Annotated in this window: 19 protein-coding genes; 3 read left to right on the top strand and 16 right to left on the bottom strand. The window is 60.3% G+C overall.

Annotated features, from left to right (window positions below; translation table 11 throughout):
- Position 1 precedes the first annotated feature (1 nt).
- From tssK to tssA, 16 genes are all read right to left on the bottom strand, one after another.
- Positions 2-1333, bottom strand: coding sequence for a type VI secretion system baseplate subunit TssK (gene tssK / locus KVQ74_RS01250; protein ID WP_217829201.1), 1332 nt, complete (start codon positions 1331-1333; stop codon positions 2-4).
- 2 nt (positions 1334-1335) lie between these two features.
- Positions 1336-1836 (bottom strand): type VI secretion system lipoprotein TssJ, encoded by a 501-nt coding sequence (gene tssJ, locus KVQ74_RS01245; protein WP_217829200.1) that lies wholly within the window; start codon positions 1834-1836, stop codon positions 1336-1338.
- Positions 1837-1841: 5 nt separating this feature from the next.
- Positions 1842-3038, bottom strand: coding sequence for a type VI secretion system-associated FHA domain protein TagH (tagH, locus tag KVQ74_RS01240; RefSeq protein ID WP_217829199.1), 1197 nt, complete (start codon positions 3036-3038; stop codon positions 1842-1844).
- An 18-nt stretch (positions 3039-3056) separates the two neighbouring features.
- Positions 3057-3197 carry a type VI secretion protein gene (locus KVQ74_RS01235; protein ID WP_217829198.1) on the bottom strand — a complete coding sequence of 47 codons (141 nt, stop codon included), beginning with the start codon at positions 3195-3197 and terminating at the stop codon, positions 3057-3059.
- Positions 3198-3335: 138 nt separating this feature from the next.
- Positions 3336-4856 carry a sigma-54 interaction domain-containing protein gene (locus KVQ74_RS01230; RefSeq protein ID WP_217829197.1) on the bottom strand — a complete coding sequence of 507 codons (1521 nt, stop codon included), beginning with the start codon at positions 4854-4856 and terminating at the stop codon, positions 3336-3338.
- 10 nt (positions 4857-4866) lie between these two features.
- Positions 4867-7524, bottom strand: a complete 2658-nt coding sequence (gene tssH / locus KVQ74_RS01225; RefSeq protein WP_217829196.1) for a type VI secretion system ATPase TssH — start codon at positions 7522-7524, stop codon at positions 4867-4869.
- An 11-nt stretch (positions 7525-7535) separates the two neighbouring features.
- Complete coding sequence (gene tssG / locus KVQ74_RS01220) at positions 7536-8543, bottom strand: type VI secretion system baseplate subunit TssG (protein WP_217829195.1); 1008 nt, start codon at positions 8541-8543, stop codon at positions 7536-7538.
- Complete coding sequence (tssF, locus tag KVQ74_RS01215; protein WP_217829194.1) at positions 8507-10294, bottom strand: type VI secretion system baseplate subunit TssF; 1788 nt, start codon at positions 10292-10294, stop codon at positions 8507-8509. Before tssF ends, tssG begins: the two co-directional genes overlap by 37 nt.
- Before the next feature lie 97 nt (positions 10295-10391).
- On the bottom strand, positions 10392-10838 hold the full coding sequence (locus KVQ74_RS01210; protein ID WP_217829193.1) for a hypothetical protein: 447 nt from the start codon (positions 10836-10838) through the stop codon (positions 10392-10394).
- Positions 10835-11755: a hypothetical protein gene (locus KVQ74_RS01205; RefSeq protein ID WP_217829192.1), complete on the bottom strand. Its 921-nt coding sequence runs from the start codon at positions 11753-11755 to the stop codon at positions 10835-10837. The genes KVQ74_RS01210 and KVQ74_RS01205 overlap by 4 nt, the downstream gene beginning before the upstream one ends.
- Entirely contained in the window at positions 11748-12266 is a 519-nt protein-coding gene (locus tag KVQ74_RS01200; RefSeq protein WP_217829191.1) for a PAAR domain-containing protein, read from the bottom strand. The genes KVQ74_RS01205 and KVQ74_RS01200 overlap by 8 nt, the downstream gene beginning before the upstream one ends.
- Positions 12267-12302: 36 nt before the next feature.
- Positions 12303-12722, bottom strand: coding sequence for a hypothetical protein (locus KVQ74_RS01195; protein WP_225929798.1), 420 nt, complete (start codon positions 12720-12722; stop codon positions 12303-12305).
- A gap of 2 nt (positions 12723-12724) precedes the next feature.
- Complete coding sequence (gene tssE / locus KVQ74_RS01190; RefSeq protein ID WP_217829190.1) at positions 12725-13132, bottom strand: type VI secretion system baseplate subunit TssE; 408 nt, start codon at positions 13130-13132, stop codon at positions 12725-12727.
- Between the two features lie 9 nt (positions 13133-13141).
- Positions 13142-14617, bottom strand: coding sequence for a type VI secretion system contractile sheath large subunit (gene tssC, locus KVQ74_RS01185; protein WP_217829189.1), 1476 nt, complete (start codon positions 14615-14617; stop codon positions 13142-13144).
- A 28-nt stretch (positions 14618-14645) separates the two neighbouring features.
- Positions 14646-15149, bottom strand: a complete 504-nt coding sequence (gene tssB / locus KVQ74_RS01180; RefSeq protein ID WP_217829188.1) for a type VI secretion system contractile sheath small subunit — start codon at positions 15147-15149, stop codon at positions 14646-14648.
- Positions 15150-15181: 32 nt separating this feature from the next.
- Positions 15182-16741, bottom strand: a complete 1560-nt coding sequence (gene tssA / locus KVQ74_RS01175) for a type VI secretion system protein TssA (RefSeq protein ID WP_217829187.1) — start codon at positions 16739-16741, stop codon at positions 15182-15184.
- A 667-nt stretch (positions 16742-17408) separates the two neighbouring features.
- Between tssA and KVQ74_RS01170 the strand changes: the two genes are divergently transcribed.
- From KVQ74_RS01170 to KVQ74_RS01160, 3 genes are read left to right on the top strand one after another with little or no spacing between them, the layout of a single operon-like run.
- Positions 17409-18041: a CDP-alcohol phosphatidyltransferase family protein gene (locus tag KVQ74_RS01170; RefSeq protein WP_217829186.1), complete on the top strand. Its 633-nt coding sequence runs from the start codon at positions 17409-17411 to the stop codon at positions 18039-18041.
- Entirely contained in the window at positions 18028-18627 is a 600-nt protein-coding gene (locus KVQ74_RS01165; RefSeq protein WP_217829185.1) for a lysophospholipid acyltransferase family protein, read from the top strand. Before KVQ74_RS01170 ends, KVQ74_RS01165 begins: the two co-directional genes overlap by 14 nt.
- Complete coding sequence (locus tag KVQ74_RS01160) at positions 18624-19568, top strand: phosphatidate cytidylyltransferase (RefSeq protein ID WP_217829184.1); 945 nt, start codon at positions 18624-18626, stop codon at positions 19566-19568. The genes KVQ74_RS01165 and KVQ74_RS01160 overlap by 4 nt, the downstream gene beginning before the upstream one ends.
- The last annotated feature ends 1 nt before the right edge of the window (position 19569 follow it).

Genomic DNA, 19569 nt, shown 5'->3' with positions numbered 1-19569 from the left:
GTCAGTTCCTGATGGCCCAGAATTTCAGTTCAAGCTCGGCAAATTCGCCGGACACGTGGAACGCGAAGCCGCCGGAGCGTTCGAGTTGCGCCAGGTCTTCGGAACTGAGTTCGAGGATGAAATAGGTTTTGTTCGAGTGGAACGCGATCTGCCGTGGGGCCACCGGCAACGGTTTGACCTTGATCCCCGGCAGGTGCAGGTTGACCAGTTGGCGAATCCGCTCCACCGGGCCGACCTTGAGGTGCGCCGGCAAGCGGTGGCGCAGTTCTTCCGAGTCGCAGTTGGCACTGGCCGCGAGCACGAACGACGCCGAGCCCAGCAGTTTGTGGTCGTGCAACGGCGACACGATGATCCCGTACTGACGCGCTTGCAGGATCAGTTCGATGGCGTGCTGTTCCAGCACCATCGACAACACCTGACGGATCGACTCCATCAGCTTGCGGAAGCTCGCGCCCTGGTCGGCGTGGGAGTAGCGGCTGTCCAGACGCGGACGCTTGCTGTCGCTGGAGAAGGTCGCCAGATCGCCGAGCATGGTCAGCAGCGTGCGATACAACTCTTCCGGGTGTACTTGCTCCAGGCCCAGATAGTGGCGCAGCAGCAATTCGGTGCGGTTGATCAGTTGCAGCATCATGAAGTCGCCGACTTCCGCGCCACCGACCTTGCCGTTCGAACGAATGCGCTCGGCAATCGTGTCGCCCCGGTGGTTGAGCATGCTGATCACTTCTTTCAGGCACGACAGCAGGTAGCTGGAGGCGTGGGCCTGAATGTAGGTCGGGACGAAATCCGGATCGAGGCTGATCACGCCGTCGGGCGTGGTGTCGAGCACGTCGCAGATCTTCAGCTTCACATAAGCCTGGTCGCTCTGCTGCTCGCCGAGCAACAGTTTGAAGTCCGGGCGACCGCATTTGACCTGGCTCGACGAGTCGTCGCCGGCGTTGGAGTCGGCCACTTCGGTTTCATAGGCGGTGTAGCGCGCCAGCACGTCGGACTGTTCCGGGCGCCGGGCTTCGATGTGGTTGCCGGTGACCAGCGGCAGCGCCAGATAGATCGGCGTGTTGCCGGTGTTCGGCGGTACGTCCAGCGCCAGCGGCTCGGTGTTGCCGCCGAGTTCGAACAGGCTGCCGTCCGGCAGGATCCCCGAGGCTTCACTGATCACCAGTTTGCCCATGTTGAGGAATTGCAGGTCGATCTCCAGATTGAGGAAACCCCAGGTGTAACCACCCAGCAACTGGGTGCGGGTCTTCATCTGGTGATCGTAGTAACGGTCGTTGTGCTGGAAGTGCTGCGGGCGCAGCAACATGCCTTCCTGCCAAATGACTTTATGGGTATTCATAATCAGTCATCCGCCTTGGCGAGCACTTCGTGGGTATTGCGGATACCGGCCTGGTCGAGGGTCAGGTCAGCCTCGTTGAGTTCCACCGGGGTGAGCTGGATCGTGTAGCGCCATTTGGTTTCCGGCAGATCGCGATAAGCGGCAAGGATGCCCACGTAACGGCTGCCCTCCTCCACGCTGAGTTTCATTTCCACGGTTTCACCGGGGCGCAGTTCGAGTTCCTCGCTGGCCACCAGATCCGGGTTGAGGGACTCCTTGGCGCGCTCGTAAAGGCTGAAGAAGTCAGCGTTCTCGAAGGTCACCGGATGCTTGAGTTCGAACAGCCGCACCACGATCGGCGACGGGCGGCCGTTGAGGTCCGGGTTCAACTGATCGCTGCCGGTCAGCTTCAGGTTGACCTTGGTCACTTTCGAATACGGCGACAGCGACGAGCAACCGGCGAGCAGCACCAGCAGGGTGAGCGCGGTCAGCGTCTGGAAAAAAGCGGTCGAGCGGCGAGACATGCGCATCATCCTTGGTGGTCGGTGTGGAGGGTGGAAATCAGGCGAATCTGTTCTTCGTAGGCCTGGGCGAAATCGCGGGCGAGCAGGCGTTCGCTCCAGTCGTCGTCCTGACGCAGCGCCTGGTGGTAACGGCCAAAGGCTCTCCAGCGCCCGCCGGAGGTGGCGATCAACGGTTTGTTGTCGCGCTCGAAACGCAGGGTCAACTGCTCCGGCGAGAAGTGCTCCAGGGTGCCGCGAACCGCTGCACGACTGGCGGTCAGCAGCGCCACCTGATGCGCCTGCAAGTCGCGGAACGCCCGGGAAATGGCTTGCTCGGCCGGCAGGTGCCCCGGCTTGTGCGGCTGCAACAGGATGTCCAGGGCTTCGCTGGCATCCACCGCGAATTTCAGCGGGTTCTTGTTGGTGCCTTGCACGGTGGTCTGGGCCAGACGCAGTTCGTTTTTCAGCTCGGAACGGGTGCGCAGGCTCTGCTGCAAACCGCCGACGCTTTGCTTGAGCAGACGCGCGGCATTCAGCGCCAGGGCTTCGCGGGCGTCGTGATCCAGGCCTTTGACATCCACGCCCAACGCGGCGCCGAACTTCTCCCAGAAACCTTCGCTCTGACGCTCGACGGCTTTCGGGGCCGGAGCAGGCGCAGGTTCAGCGGGAGCGACGATCAGCTCCGGCACCATCAGGCTTTCCATGTCGATGCGCGCGTAGTCGGCACGCTGACGGGAGTCTTCCGGCTTGGTGTTCGGTGCCAGCAGTTCGTCGATTTCCGAATACACACGCTCCTGCTGTTCGAGGGCGTTGAGCGGATCGAGGTCGAGGAACGCGTCGTCCGGGATGATGCTGCCGGCCGCGCGCGGGCGCCCCGCCTCACCGTCGAAGGTCGCCGGGTCGCGCACCAGACGCGCGCGAATCTCGAAGTCGCCCAGCACGTATGTGCTGCCGTGCTCGATGCGCACCGGCTCGCCCTTGTGCAGACGCGCACCGCTGTCACCGTCCTGCACCCCGTTGCTGCTGGTGTCGGTCAGGAAAAACGTACCCTCGCGATAGCTGACGATCGCGTGGTGGTTGGACAGGTGACGCTTGCGGTCCGGGATGATCCAGTCGCAGTCCTCGCCCCGCCCGATCACGCCGCCGGCCTGTTTGAAGGTCTTCTGGCACAACTCGGTGGGCACGAACTGCTTGGTGTTCAGCATTTCGAAAACCAGTTCCATGTTTGATGCTCCTTGCGGTCACTTGCCGCGATTGACCGCTTGCGGATCACCCAACGGGCGATAGTCGTTGTCGTTGAATTTGTAATTGCCGCTGCAACCGCCGAGGCCGCATAGAACGACGAGGGCCAGCAAGGCGGCGTGCCAGTGACGAACAGACATCAGAGAGTCTCCAGGGCTAGACAAAGCACAAAGCGCCGACCCTCTCGGGCGGCGCTGAAATTGATGACCGGGTGGATCGCGAAGGCTCTGGATTGCGGCCTTCGCGTCATCCTCCGGGAGGAGGACAACAATCGGCGATCAGCCATCGAAGTCCCCCAGATTGATATTCAGGCGCCCCAACCGGTACAGCAGCGTGCGGCGCGGCAGGCCCAGTTCGCGGGCAGCGAGGGTCTGGTTGCCGTCGTTCTTGCGCAGGCAGTCGAGCAGCAGATTGCGTTCGACCTGCTCCAGACGTTCACGCAGGTTCAGGCTGCTGTTGTCGTCCGGCGCCGGGTCCAGGCGCAGGGAAAAATGCTCGGCCAGCAACTCGCCGCCCTCGCACAACAGCACTGCGCGCTCGACCAGACCTTTGAGTTCGCGCACGTTGCCGGGGAAGCTGTAGCCGGACAGATGTTCGAGCGCCGCTTCCGACCAGCGCACCGGATCACGTTGCAGGAACGTGCAGGCCTTGTCGGCGAAGTGCCGGGCCAGATCGAGGATGTCGCCTTCACGCTGCCGCAGCGCCGGCAGTTCGATCGGGAACTGCGCGAGGCGGTAGTACAGGTCCTCGCGGAACTTGCCTTCGGTGACCAGCACCGACAGGTCGCGGTGAGTCGCGGCAATGATGCGCACGTCGATCTTGTGGGTGTCGTTGGAACCCAGCGGACGGATTTCGCCCTCCTGCAGCACGCGCAACAACTTGGCCTGCAACGACAGCGGCATGTCGCCGATTTCATCGAGCAGCAGGGTGCCGCCATTGGCCGCGTCGAACAGCCCGGCACGGTCACGATCAGCGCCGGTGAAAGCGCCTTTGCGGTAGCCGAACAGCTCACTCTCCAGCAGGTTTTCCGGGAACGCCGCGCAGTTCTGCACGATGAACGCCTGGGAGCGGCGCGGGCCGCAATCGTGGATCGCCCGCGCCACCACTTCCTTGCCGGTGCCGGTCTCGCCGCGCAGCAGCACGGTGTAGGGGCTGTGCAGGACTTTGCTGATCAGCGAGTAGGTCTGGCGCATCGCCGCGCTCTTGCCGATCAGCCCGTAGCCGCTGGCGCTCGGAATGTTGCGCAGGGCCGGCGGCTGGTCGCTCAACGGTTGCCGCAGGCGTTGCAGCAAATGCAGTTGACCGAGCACGAACGAGCCGAGCTGACCGAGGGAGTCGGCAAAACCTTGCAGGTCGACATGACGACGGCTGGCGCACAGCAGCAGGCCTTCGACGGATTTCTGCTGATTGACCAGCGGCACGCACAACAGCGACTGCCACGGCGCGACCGCCGCCGGCAGGAAACTGGTTTCGTGCAGGCTGCCGCTCAACTCGTTCAGGCACACCACGCGGTTCTGGCACAGGGCGAATTGCAGCAGTTGCTCGCCGTTGTAGTCCGCCGGCAGGCTCGCCGCTTCCCGGGGTTGCAGCAAGCCGTCGAGGCACTCGGCATTCATTCCCAGGCAGGTGTGCGTGGCGTCGAGCAGGTACAACTGCGTCAACTCACAACCGCTGAGCTCGGCCAGGCCGCGCACGAAGTCACCCAGCAGCGCAGCGCCGTCCGCCGCCCGCGACAGGCTGGCGAACTGCGCCAGCAAGGCTTCGGCGTAGACCAGCGGCTGCGGCACTTGAGTGAACATCACGCCCACCTCAGGCGAACTCGCACGTCACGCCAGCGTCGCCGTCGAGCGTCGCATGGACACGCTTGAGGCTTTCACCGGTGGCCATGGCGTCGAGCAAGCGGTCGGCCACCAGTGGCAGCACGTGCTGGTCGAGCAAGTGGTCGATCAGACGTGCGCCGCTTTCGCTCTGGGTGCAACGCTCGGACAGGTGATCGACGAGGTTCTGGCACCAGCTGAAATCCAGCTGACGACGGTTCAGGCGCTCGCCGAGACGGCCCAGTTTGATTTCGATCAGCTCGCGCAGCACCGGGCCGCCCACCGGGTAGTACGGCACCACTTTCATCCGTGCCAGCAAGGCCGGTTTGAAGTGTTTGCTGAGCACCGGGCGAATGGTTTCTTCCAGCACTTCGGCGGTCGGCCGTGCGCCGTCTTCGCAGAGGTCGCTGATGCGGTCGCTGCCCAGGTTCGAGGTCATCAGGATCAACGTGTTGCGGAAGTCGATTTCACGCCCTTCGCCGTCGTTGGCCACGCCCTTGTCGAAGATTTGGTAGAACAGGTTGAGCACGTCCGGGTCGGCCTTCTCGACTTCATCGAGCAGCACCACCGAGTACGGCTTCTGCCGCACCGCTTCGGTGAGCATGCCGCCCTCGCCGTAACCGACGTAGCCCGGTGGCGCACCGATCAGACGGGAAACGGTGTGCTTCTCCTGGAACTCGGACATGTTGATGGTGGTGATAAAGCGGTCGCCGCCGTACAGCAGATCAGCGAGGGCCAGGGCGGTTTCGGTCTTGCCGACGCCGCTCGGGCCGACCAGCAGGAACACGCCAACCGGCGCGTCAGGCTTGTTCAGACCGGCGGCGGTGGCGCGCATCGAGCGATCCAGCGCGTGTACGGCTTGTTCCTGACCACGGATACGCACGCGCAGGTCGGTGGCGAAACTCGCGACCTTGGCGTTGTGTTCACGGGCCAGTTGCGCCAGCGGCACGCCGGTCCAGGCGCTGATCACTTCAGCCACCAGGCGCGGGCAGACTTCGAAGCTGACCAGACGCTCCTTGACCTGCGCGGCGGTCAGGGCGCTGTGGGTTTCATTGAGTTGGGCTTCCAGCGCTTCAACGCTGAGTGCCTCATCGACTTCGGCAACCAGAGTTTCGATCACGGTGCCTTCAGCGTCTTCCTCGACGCTGATGGTCGGCTCGACCGCCGCCGCTTCACGGGCTTTCGCCAGTTGCTGACGCAGCTCCAGCAGGCGCTCGGCCAACTGCTTCTGCTCGGTCCACAGAGTTTCCAGAGCGACCATTTCGGTTTCGGCTTCGTCCAGCCGCGCTTCCAGAGCATCCAGCGCTTCGTGGTCGATCAGCAGGCCGGCCTCGGCATCGCGGCGCAGGGCCTGGCGCTGACGGCCACCTTCAGCCAGTTCGCCACGCAGGCGCTCAAGGCTTTCCGGGGCGGCGGCTAGGCTGATGCGCACGCGGGCGCACGCGGTGTCGAGGACGTCGACTGCCTTGTCCGGCAGCTGCCGACCCGCGAGGTAACGGGCCGACAGCTCAGCGGCCGACACCACCGCGTCATCGCGCAGGTAGATGCCGTGGCTCTTTTCGTAGACCTGCGCCAGACCACGAAGGATGGTCACCGCTTCGCTGACCGTCGGTTCGTGCAACTGCACCGGCTGGAAGCGACGGGCCAGGGCAGGGTCTTTCTCGAAGTATTTCTTGTACTCGGCCCAAGTGGTGGCGGCGATGGTGCGCAATTCGCCACGGGCCAGCGCCGGCTTCAGCAGGTTCGCCGCATCGGAACCGCCGGCATTGCCACCGGCACCGATCAGGGTGTGAGCTTCGTCGATGAACAGAATGATCGGTTTCGGCGAAGCTTTGACTTCGTCGATCACGCCCTTGAGGCGACGCTCGAACTCACCCTTGACGCTGGCGCCGGCCTGCAACAGGCCCATGTCCAGCGACAGCAGCTCGACGCCCTTGAGCACCTGCGGCACTTCACCGGCAGCGATGCGCGAGGCCAGGCCTTCGACGATGGCGGTTTTACCCACCCCGGCCTCACCGACCACGATCGGGTTGTTCTTGCGGCGACGGGCGAGGATGTCGACCATCTGCCGAATCGCGCCATCGCGGCACAGCACCGGATCGAGTTTGCCGTCGCGGGCCTGTTGGGTCAGGTTGTGGGTGAAGCGCTGCAGCAGCGATTCGCCTTGGGCAACCGGCTTGCCATCGGCCTGGGTCTGCGGCTGTTGCGACAGGGCAAACTCCTTCAGGCGCTCGATGTTCAGTTTGGCGAGCAGCGGCTGATAGCGGCTGCCGGCGTAACGCATCGGGTTGCGCAGCAACGCGAGGATCAGCGCAGCGTCTTCGACCTGGGTCTGGCCCAGTTCGAGGTTGGCCACCAGCAGCGCGTCTTGCAGCCACTGCACCAGTTCCGGGGCGAACACCGGGTTGCGCGAGGCGCTGTGCTCGACCCGGGTCTGCAACGCGGCACTCAGTTCGCCGGCATCCACATCGGCATCCTGCAAGGCACGCGACAGCAGCCCGTTCTGGCGCTCCAGCAGGCCCAGCAGCAAGTCTTCGACCAGAATCTTGCTGCCGCCACGGGCGACGCAACGCTCGGCCGAACGCTCCAGGTCACGACGGGTTTCGGCGTCCAGCGCCTGGATGAGTTGTTGCAGGTCTACGTTGATCATGGCTCACGTCCTTAATGAATTTTGCTGCCCAGGGTCACCACGCCGTCCGCTTTTTCGCGGCCCAGCCAACTGGTCCAACCGAGGCGACAGGCGTTCTGCTCACCGATGCGCAGTTCGCGGATTTCTTCCTGGCGCAGCACCAGGCGAATGTCGTAGTCGAGCGGGTCACGCAGGGTGAACCGCACCAGCGCGCACAGCGGCTGGTAGCCGAAACCGATGGGCAGGAATTCATGGAATCGCTGCCAGTCGAGTTCGGTGATGTGAATGCGGAATTTGCCGCTGCGGTCGCGCACGTGTTCGCCGAGCACCAGGTCTTCACCAAGCACGCTGTTGGCGAACCCGAGGCGGTTGCGCTGCTCGTCGAGAATCTCCACGCGGCGCTCGATGCACTGCTCGATGACCAGCTCTTCGTGCTTGAAGTAGTAACGCAGCACCGCTTCGATCAGCGCCGCCGAGTGCGCCCGCAGGCTAAGCAGGCCGAGGTATGGCAGCAGGCGTTTCCAGTTCAGTTCCTTGGCCTTGCGGATCTCGTCGCCGCCCAGACCGATCAGGGCGAACAGCTGCGACGAGAACGGGTCGATGGCGCCGCTCTGGAAACTTGCGCGATAGCGGTACTTGCGCCAGATCGGCAGCAGCAGCCGTTGCAGGCGATGGTGGAACAGGTCGAGGAAGTTGCGCGTCGGGTTGCCGTCCTCGCTGTCGCCCAGGGCCTGTTCGCCATAGAACGCCGGCAGCGGCGAACCGGAGCCGACCAGGCCGATCAGGTTGAAGCGCATGCGCGCGCGCATCTGCCCGTGTTCTTCGAAAAACTCCACGCGATCAACGTCGCTGCCAGGAAAACCCAGGCTCGGATTGGCCTGGAATTCCACCTGGTCGTACAGGTCGTCTTCGCTCAGGTGCGGGTGCGCCTCGCGCAGCCGGTCGATCACCAGCAGCACGGCCTGAAACAGCGAGTACTCGCGTATTACCCGGCTCAGCCCGCTTAAAGCAGGGGCTGCAGGCCCATACGTGGTGTCCATTGGTACACCTCTCCCTGTGTGCTTTTTACCCGCAGCTCATGGTACGAATTGAGACTGGCGTAAAGCGCGAAAAACTCGTTGAGAACCGAAGCGAAAACGAACAGGTCGCCCTCGCCGATATAGCCTTCCGGGTCGATGGTCAGCTCGGTGCGCAAGCCGCGTACCGGCAGGCCTCGGTGCAGTCGGTCGACGTGGTGATGCTTGATGTGCTTGAGCCCGCCGAGCAGGCGTTTGCTGACTTTTTCCGCGTGCTGGTCGTAGTAGCGCGGCAGGTCGTAGGTTTCGAGGATCACCTTCAGCGCGTTGACGTCGGCCAGCGACAGATAGTTGAGCGACATGTTGCTGATCAGCTTCCACAGAAAGTCACGGTTCAGCGGCGGCGCGAAGCTCGACGTGGCCGGGGTGATGTTGCGGAAGCTGAGGAACTCCGGAGTCTCTTCGCTGGCCATGCAGATGTCGCCGAGCTTGAGCTTGCGCGGCAGGTTCTGGTTGGTACACATCAGCTCGATCGACAGGGTTTCATGGGCTTCGGTGTGGCGGATGCCGAAGCTCAGGTAGGTGTCGAGGCCGTCGTGCAGCAAGGATGAACGCTGGCGGATGCTGTAATGCGGACGGCTGTTGGGCACGTCGAAACTCGGGTCGTGCTCGAAGGATTCGAACGGCACGTACTCCTGATAACCGAGGCCGCCGGGCTTCCAGCCGGTGACGCCTTCCACCGAAAACACGCCGCAGTTCTGCAGGTCGTACTCCGCTGGCAGCAGCAGGTATTCGTCCTGCTTGCCGTCGAGGCGGATCGGCAGGGCGTCGTGCTTGAACAGGTTGACGATCGGCGTGCAGAACAGCTTCACGTTATCCAGGGTCGGGCGCATGCGCATGATCCCGCTCTTGCGGATATCGAAGCGCAATTCCAGGCCACGCATCTGCTTGAGGGTGTCTTCCGGCAGCGCCTTGAGGATGTCCAGGCCGTTGACGTCGACGAACAGGAACTTGTCCTGGAAGGCGAAATATTCCTGCAGATAGCGATAACCACGGAAGGTGTTCAGCGGATACGGGATCAACGCTTCTTCTTCGGCAAACCCCACCGGCTTCACGCGGTCGCCGGGAATCTTGAACGCCATCGGCTTGCCGCTGACGCCATCGATAGGCTTGCCGGCACCGTCGAGCGGGATCAACTCGATGCCTTCAAGGTTGCGCAACAGACTCAGGTAGAGCATCTGGCTGATGTAACGCTCACCGGCGAAGTGCAGGCGCAGCTTGCTCAGTTCCAGCTCGCCGAGGTGGCCGTCGGCGCTCATCTCCAGACGCAGGCTGAGCAACGAACCGTCACCCTTCACCGAGTAGTTCAGCGCGGCCAGATCCAGTGGCAGGACTTCAGTCGGGTAGCAGGTGCGGAAGCGGCAACGCACGTCATCGATCGGCACGCTCTCGATCGGCGTATCGCGCTCGACCTTCAACGCCGGCCCGGATCGCTTGAGCGGATCGAACTGCAAAATGCTGAACGCCGGCAGCGGCCGCATGTAGTTCGGCCACAGCAACTGCATCAGGGAATGGCTGAGTTCCGGCAGTTCGTCATCGAGCTTCTGGCGCAGACGCCCGGTCAGAAACGCAAAGCCCTCCAGCAACCGCTCCACATCCGGATCCCGCCCGGCCTGCCCCAGGAACGGCGCCAACGCCGGACTACGCTCGGCGAAACGGCGACCCAGTTGGCGCAGTGCGGTGAGTTCGCTTTGGTAGTAGTGGTTAAAGGACATGGGTTGCCTGCCTGGTTTTTCGTTTAATTTCGCATCACTGCGAGTCTTAAAAATCGCTACCGTGTTTTGGTTTTACGAAGTCGAGATATTCGCCATATCATCGCCTGTCAGAAAACAGAGAAAAACTATCCATCAACTTGAAAGCGAAAACAGCTATCGCCGATAACAACACACCAAAAAACAAAAAATAAGGGATATAAGCCAACCACATAAACATCATTCCCAAGCCAGCAGACCTGCCAGCAACCAGGCACCCGGCACCATACAAAACCCAAGGGGCACCATAAAACGGGATAAAAAGTACTGGAGCCCACCAAGCAAGCCTTATTACTTCCGACTTAGTTCTATTAGAAATCACACGAGACGAAAAAGCCGCAAATGGAATGTATGCCGCAAGCCCAAAGCCGAGGATGTAAACAAGAATAAATTGTTCAATTCCGCCGCTCAGTGGTTTGGAAAAATAGAAAGCATCGAGCACCAACAAAAACGGCAAAAAAATCGCTGGCATCCAAACGGCCACTTTGAAATAACCGGTATAAGTCATTTCAACGTCGACTCTGTATTGGCATCCGGCATAGGCTCCTCCCAAATGCCCATCCAGCGGCCATCGTTGGGGCTGAGATTGATGAAAAAGTCGTTCCACTCTTCAATCGGACGCATATCAAGCTGCTCCTTTTTGAGCTTTCTTCTTCTCATCTCGTTTCCCAACTTATCTTTGAAGTTCCCTTCATCGTCGACCTCAATTCGGATGGCCGAAGCAATCATTGGGTACTTTTTATCGCCAAACAGGGAGACGGCAGCGGCACCCTTTCGAACATGTACGCCAAGAAATATCGATTTTCCTGACGGGTCAGAAATAAACGCCTCACAGTTTGGAAAACCGTCACCGGAGATATAAGTGACAACATCCAAATGTTTAGCCACCCGATCCAGCGTCATTACGATTTTGTAACTTACATCCAAACTTGGTACGAATGTCATACCCGTGAGTTTCTTTGTCGCTGCCGACAATGGGAAAGCGTGATTCTCACCTGCGTAGCCACCGTCTACCCAAACAGTAGTTACTGCACCTTTTTCCGTTTTAATTGATGGCCAACTTCCACCTTTTGGCTTCAACTCTGCATCGTAGTGGGTATGTTCTGCTCCAGCCTTTCCGGAATCATTCGACTCCGTTTGCGTATCAACAACTTCGTTGGTTGCAAGTTTTACAAAAAACTTATGCCATACACGCGAAGTTATCAGCGTGCCCTGAACACCAGAGAGACCACTAGGCTTTAACGAAAACCCGCGCGCATCACCTTCAAAATTAAAACCGCTCCATCCAAACGTTTTCCCCGGATGAAACGACCTTATGTTGAATTCATAAGTTGAAAGTTTTGCTAATTTTACGGTCGCAATCTGCCCCTCACGATTGCTCGAAGGAGTTGAAGGGGCCTGTGCCAGGGGTGCCACGTTAGACATTCGCGACACCTGCTGGAGTGAGAAGAGAGATTTTCAGTACTTGTGAAGCTTTGCCAGTGCTAACAGCTTTGGTATGACCGTTAGCGTCTGTTATCCCTTCATAAATCTCACCTGACTCGGTTTCCAGACGGTAGCCATAATTTGCCACCGGATTACCTTCATCATCTCGTAAGACAAAAAAATCATTGAAGTAACCAGGCATGGGAACTGGAGGCACAAACGGCGCCGGCGAATGCGAATTCCCGATAATCACCGTCCCGGAACCGGCCGTAACCTTGTTCCCGTGCGCTCCCACCGAGCCTACGGTCGCAGCCGGTTTGCCATTGATCAGAACCGTGGTGGCAAGGTCGCCGACCAGCGCACCACCACACGCCGAGGCATCGCCTTGGCGGGCGGCCGCGAGGCCGTCAAAGAACACATCGCCGGAACCGGCGGCGATCGGGTTGGTGCCGTGGCCGGGGAGCGGGCAAGCGGTGGGGTCGGATACGCGTGCAGCGGGTTTTCCTGACATGAGGCTCTCCTTAATTGACCTTGGCCTGACGACTATTCATTGCCCGGCACATGCTGGAATGCTCCAGCCCTCGTATCCCTTCGCTGTTGGGTAAATCGCGTTTCCGCATACCCACTGCGCACGTTCATCCGTCGTGAATTCGTTCTGCCAGAGCAACCATTCCGAGGATTGCAATAGCGTGCCGTTTTTGGCGTACACCCTGAAAAAGGCTTCACTGGAGAACAGCTTCAAGAGTTTTCCGGGAATCCCCAGAGCCGAGTACTGCGGGATGTAAGAACTGATGTAACAGGTTCCGGTGTCGTTCCATTCGGTGGAGTACACATGAGCAAGCCGTGACGCTTTCACCTTCAGGAAACCCGCAACCAAAATCAGGGCGACAGCTATTAAGACAATCAGCAGCAAAGCGCGACGCCCAATCATTGCCAACATACCCAGGTTCATAATGCTCTGGCGCATCCTTACTTGACCTTCACTTGACCGCTGCCATCCAGGCGCGCGGAAAAACTGACCTGACGCTTGAAACCATCCACTTCCAGCAGGCCTTCGATGCTGAAGGCCAGGCGAAGCTGATCGTGATCACGCGGCAGGGAGATGACACGCACGTTGCTCAGGCGCGGTTCGTAGGCTTCGATGAAGCTTTCGATGGCCAGGCGGGCCTGACTCAGGGAGTCGTGCAGGCTCAGGCGCATGTCATTGAGATCGGGCAACCCGTAGTCGGACAGCGTTTGCACGCTGCCCGCCCGGGTGCTGAGCATTTTGGCCAGATGGGCAGCCACCGACGCCATGGCCGAAGCCTCGCGGCTCCAGCCGGCGCGTTGATCCGCATCGCCGTTCAGGCGTTCGAAAAGGCTGCCGTATCCGTCCATGAGTCGCTCTTACTCTTTGTCCAGCTTGCCAACCAGCGACAGGGTGAAATCGGCACCCATGTACTTGAAGTGCGGACGCACGTTCAGGCTGACGCGATACCAGCCCGGCTCGCCTTCAACGTCGCTGACGATCACTTGCGCAGCGCGCAGCGGACGACGGCCACGCACTTCGGCGCTCGGGTTTTCCTGGTCGGCGACGTACTGGCGGATCCACTTGTTCAGTTCCAGCTCGAGGTCGGTACGTTCTTTCCACGAACCGAGTTGCTCGCGCTGCAGCACCTTGAGGTAGTGAGCCAGGCGGTTGACGATCATCATGTACGGCAGTTGGGTGCCGAGCTTGTAGTTCAGCTCTGCCGCCTTGCCTTCCGCGCTGATGCCGAAGAACTTCGGCTTCTGCACCGAGCTGGCGGAGAAGAACGCCGCGTTGTCGGAGCCTTTGCGCATGGTCAGGGAGATGAAGCCTTCCTCGGCCAGTTCGTATTCACGACGGTCGGAAACCAGAACCTCGGTAGGAATCTTGGTTTCGATTTCTCCCATGCTTTCGAAATGGTGCAGCGGCAGGTCTTCAACAGCACCACCGCTCTGCGGGCCGATGATGTTCGGGCACCAGCGGAACTTGGCGAAGCTGTCGGTCAGCTTGGTGCCGAACGCGAACGCGGTGTTGCCCCACAGGTAGTGCTCGTGGCTGTTGGCAACGGTTTCCTTGTACACGAACGACTTGACCGGGTTTTCTTCCGGGTCGTACGGGTTACGCAGCAGGAAACGCGGCACGGTCAGGCCAACGTAGCGGGAGTCTTCCGAGGTACGGAAGCTCTGCCATTTGGTGAATTGCGGGCCTTCGAAGTGGTCTTTCAGATCTTTCAGATCCGGCAGGCCGGTGAAGCTTTCCAGGCCGAAGAATTTCGGGCCGGCAGCAGCGATGAACGGCGCGTGGGACATGCAGGATACGCTGGCCACGTACTGCATCAGCTTCACGTCAGGCGAGCTTGGGGACAGGTAGTAGTTGGCGATGATCGCACCAACCGGCTGACCACCGAACTGGCCGTATTCAGCGGTGTAGATATGCTTGTACAGGCCCGACTGCATGACTTCCGGCGAGTCTTCGAAATCGTCCAGCAGGTCGTCTTTGGAGACGTTGAGGATTTCGATCTTGATGTTTTCGCGGAAGTTGGTGCGGTCGACCAGCAGTTGCAGGCCACGCCACGACGATTCCAGCGACTGGAAGTCCGGGTGGTGCAGGATTTCGTCCATCTGACGGCTGAGCTTGGCATCGATCTCGGCAATCATGCGGTCAACCATGGCTTTCTTGACCGGCTCGCCGTTGTTCTGCGGCTTGAGCAGCTCTTCGATGAATGCCGACACACCGCGCTTGGCGATGTCGTAGGCTTCGTCGTCCGGAGTCAGACGGGTTTCGGCGATGATGCTGTCGAGAATGCTGTACTCGCCGTTTTCGGCGGCGTTCTGTTGTGCTGCGCTAGTGCTCATTGTGTTGGCTTCCTTGGCTGCTCTAGTCTCAGGCGTCCGGGGCTGCGGCGTTCAGGCCCAGCTCACCGAGTACGCGACCACGGGATTCATCGTCGGCGAGCACGCCTTCGATGGCTTTACGGAACGCAGGGGCGTTACCCAGCGGGCCTTTGAGGGCCACCAGCGCGTCGCGCAGTTCCATCAGTTTCTTCAGCTCAGGCACTTGCTCGACCAGGCTGGCCGGGTTGAAGTCCTTCATCGAGTTGACGCGCAGTTGCACAGCCAGCTCGTCGGCCTCGCCATCTTCCTGCAGACGGTTCGGCACGCTCAGCGTCAGGCTCAGCTCTTGCTTGGAGAGCACTTCGTCGAAGGTCATCTTGTCGATGCTGATCGGCTTGCGATCCTCGATCTTGCGATCGTCCTTGCGGTGGGTGTAGTCACCGATTGCCAGCAGTTTCAGCGGCAGTTCAATCTCTTCCTGAGCACCGCCGGTAGCGGGTTTGAAGGTGACGTTGATGCGTTCCTTGGGGGCGACCGAGCCTTCTTTGGCCATGGCTTTTCTCCTTGCGGTTGTGGCCCTGGGGCCTATTCGAGTACCACTTCGAGGTCGAGGTGGCACAGCCTGCGATAAATCTCTTCCTTGCGTTCACGCACTGCATGGTTCTGCGGCAACAACTCGCAGCAACTGTGCAGCAGGTGCAGCACTTCCAATGCAAGATCGGGCTCCCAGGCGTGCAGGCCTGAGTCCTGTAATGTCTGATCGAGGGTTTCGAGCTGGTTCTTGGCCAGTTCGTACTTCTTGGCCATGAAGCACAGCCGCGCGAGGGCGAACTGCCAGAAGAAGCGCTCGCGCCCGCCATGGGCGGACTGCAGACCCTGCTTGAGAGTCTGCACGGCCGTCTTGAGACCTTCCTTGCGCAGGATCGGCATGACGTCTTCGAGGGCCTTTTCCCACGCGGGCTGGGTCGCAACATCGACCTCGACTTTGCGCGGCGCGCTGGCGCTTTGCAGGTGCGGCATGACGTTGGCGGCGATCCACGCCCGGGTAGCCGGATCGGCGAACGGCGCGCCGTCATGAAAGCGCAACTCGGCGATACCTGGCAGGCGCTGAACCAAAAGCGCGAAGTGGATTTCCACTTCGCGCATAGCCATCTCGGCGTTGAGGTTCTGGAGGCATTCCCAGACCATCCTTTGGCCATCGAACCAGAACGGTGCCTTCGCCAGGCTCGCCTCCAGTTCCACCAGCAGGTCGGCGTATTTGCCCTGGTCGAAGCGGTCCTGGTAGAGCTTGAGTTTCTCGATCGGCAGGCCACGCAGCACGGTGATCTGCTCGGCGTTGCGCTCCGGCACCACGTCGATCGGCAGCCAGAGCAGGGTGCGGTTCAGACGCAATGCGCGCAGGTCGGTGGCCTTCTGCTTGAGCCACCAGGCGCACAGCGGCCGGGCGCTTTCCTGCTGGGCGCGCAATGCCTTGTACGCGTCTTTCTCGTTGTCGATCGGCGCGCCGGGGGTGAGCAACTGGGTCGCGGCCTGCTTGACCTGCGCCACCGCCGCGCCCACGACACCGGGCGCCGGCTGATTGTCGGCGGCACGCTGGATCATGGTTTTCAGGCGGCGGGAGATCGGCAGCAGCAGCGGCGCCTCATCGCCCAGGTGTTGGGAGCAGGCGGCGTCGAGGCCTTCCAGATGCTCGGACAGTTGCCGGAACATCGGCAGCTGTTCCTTGATCGCAACGTTTTCGGTGATGACCTGCTCGAGCTTCGGCACCAGCCAGCCAACGGCGGCGGCCCGGGTGCGGGGTTTGAGCGGGTGAACGTCGGCCCAGTTGTTTTCCGACAGGTGGTGCAGAAAACCAAGGCCGGCCAGCAGGCCGGGGAAGGATTCACGCTGGTACAACGCCCAGGTCAGCCAGGCGCCGACACGCAGATCCTTGGATTGGGTACGCAGCAGGGATTCGCTGTTTTCGCGAATTTTCAGCCAGTCGATCTGGCCGCTTTCGTGCATCGACGAGGCTTTGGCCAGCTCGCTTTCCAGGGCCTCGAATTCGCTCGAAAAACGAACGTCTTCGCCCGCGAAATTCTCTTTGGAAACAGAGACTTTTGCGAGTTCGAGGTAATGGGCGGAAAGTTTGCTTGAGTAGGACATCCATGGCCTTTTATTTGGATAACGGTCGGGCGCCTATTGGAGTTGCAACGGCGCGGACAGTATCGAAGAGCGGTGAAGCGACTCATCCGTTTGAGTTTTGTGCTCTATCAAGAGCGCGCATCGTAATCAGTATGATGGCCACTAGCAAGCATCTGATTAAACAACAAGACGAAGTGTTCAACGTCAGCTGTAGGAGATCGCCCTATATATCGCAGGGGATTCCCCGAGAGCGACTTATATCCCCTCCATTCCCCGAAATCCTCTGCAACCATTGACGTAGAGCGCCCCACCGTTCACCCCCAATACACTTCGAACGTTCGTGCCAAAACCTGTCGCAAAGCATGCCAACTCTTGAAAGAAATAGAAGTAGGAATCTTCCGAAAGAAGGCGCTTATCTATCGACGAATTTGGAACGACATCAGCCGGAACTAAAAGTGCCATCAGTTTGATGTCACTTAAAACAGCAAAACTTCATAACGCGACAATAAACGCCGATTTGCCTTGATCATGCGGAAATCTTATCGAGATTTTCTCTGACAAATACCGAGGAATGTTCTTACATCAATTTGTTTCCCAAGCCACCTGCGTCGTCCGCGCAAAAAGTCATTATATTGTCGTCCGGCGACGTCAAGTGACGAGCGCCCATCATTGAATATGGACATTGCAAATGGATGAAAACAGAAGGCCAATCAAGACCCGTTCAGCGGGCTGGGCGAAACGTTTCACCGAGACGCTGGTGAAACGCGATATTTCCCCCAACCAGATTTCCGTCGTCAGCATGCTCTTCGCGCTGTTCGGCGCGCTGACGCTGAACATCGATAACGGCGTGACCGGCTCGATCCTTTGCATCATCGGCATTCAACTGCGCTTGCTGTGCAACCTGTTCGACGGGATGGTGGCCATCGAGGGCGGCAAGCAATCGGCCGTTGGCAGCCTGTACAACGAGTTTCCGGACCGGGTGGCGGACAGCCTGCTGATCGTCGGGCTGGGTTATGCCATCGGCCAGTCCGACCTCGGCTGGTTCGCCGCGCTGGTCGCCGCGCTGACGGCCTACATCCGGGTATTCGGCGGCTCTCTCGGGCTCAAGCAGAATTTCATGGGGCCAATGGCCAAGCAGCATCGAATGGCGGTGATGACCGTGGGTCTGCTGTTGAACATGGTCGAGACACGGGTTTACGACACGCACTACGTCTTGTTGATCGCGCTGACGATCATCGCCATCGGCTCGGTCGCGACCTGCATCACCCGTACGCTGGCGATCTCCAGCCAACTCAAGGGGAATGCCCATGTGGATCAGTAATGCGCTGATTTCAGTGCTGCGCTTCTTGATCGGTGTGACCGCGCGCTGGGAAAGCCCGCCGGACCTCACACGCCAGCGCATCTACTACGCCAACCACACCAGCCACATGGACACCCTCGCGATCATCGCCGCGTTGCCGCCGGAGGCTCGGCTGAACGTGAAACCGGTGGCTGCCGCCGACTATTGGGGCAAGAACCGCTTTCTGTCGTACATCTCCCAGAAAGGCTTGAACGCGGTACTGATCGAGCGCAACCCGGCACCGGGCACCAACGTGCTGGAGCCGATCTTCGAGGTGGTGCGCGCCGGTCACTCGATCATCATTTTCCCCGAGGGCACCCGCTCTACCCAGCCGCTGCCGGGGGCGTTCAAATCCGGAATCTTCCGTCTGGCCGAGACCTTTCCCGAGGTCGATCTGGTGCCGATCTACCTGGAAAACCTGCATCGCTCGATGCCCAAGGGCAAACACGTACCGCTGCCGATCATCTGCACGATCCGCATCGGCGACCCGCTGCCACGCATGGCCGGCGAAGAGAAAGAGGCGTTCCTGGAGCGCGCGCGTGAAGCCATCGTGAGGTTGTCGAAATGAGTCTGGAAACCAAGTTCCTCTGGTTCTTCGCGGCAATCGCCTGCCTGTTGGCGGTGGCTTCGCTGAGCGGTCGCATCCTCGCCCGACGGGCCAAATCCGAAAGTTCGATCGCGACCATCGAAAACCTCAACCAGCGGGTGAACGCCTGGTGGGGGATGGTGATCATTTTCTTCGTGTCGTGGCTGCTCGGCCCCAACGCCACGGTGGTGCTGTTCGGTTTCATTTCCCTGTTCGCACTGCGCGAGTTCATCACCCTGACGCCCACCGCGCGCGGCGACCACAATGCGCTGTTCTCAGCGTTTTTCATCCTGATCCCGCTGCAATACCTCCTGATCGGCACGCACTGGTATTCGATGTTCACCTTGCTGGTGCCGGTGTATGCCTTCCTGCTGCTGCCGGCGATCGCCGTCCTGAGCCAGGACACCGAGGGTTTCCTGGAGCGCACGGCGAAGATCCAGTGGGGCGTGATGATCTGCATCTACTGCATCAGCCACGCACCCGCGCTGCTGTTGCTGGACCTGCAAGGCTTCCACGGACAGAACGCTTTGCTGCTGTTCTATCTGGTATTCGTGGTGCAGATGAGCGACGTGCTGCAGTACGTGTTCGGCAAGCTGTTCGGCAAACGCAAGGTCGCGCCGTTGGTGAGCCCGTCGAAAACCGTGGAAGGATTGGTCGGTGGCGGCCTGTCGGCCACGCTGATCGGTGGCTGCATGTTCTGGATGACCCCCTTCAGCTTCTGGGAGTCGCTGCTGATGTCGCTGGTCATCGTGGTGATGGGTTTCCTTGGCGGACTGGTGATGTCCGCCATCAAGCGCAGCCTGAGCGCCAAGGACTGGGGCACGATGATCAAGGGCCACGGCGGCATGCTCGACCGGATGGATTCGATTTGTTTCGCCGCGCCGATTTTCTTCCACCTGACCCGGTACTTCTTCTCGGCCTGAT

It is taken from the genome of Pseudomonas botevensis, from assembly GCF_019145475.1.
In the GTDB taxonomy this organism is placed as follows: Bacteria; Pseudomonadota; Gammaproteobacteria; order Pseudomonadales; family Pseudomonadaceae; genus Aquipseudomonas; species Aquipseudomonas botevensis.
The sequence above is the reverse complement of the archived record's forward strand: the minus strand, read 5'-3'. Positions and strand labels throughout refer to the sequence as shown.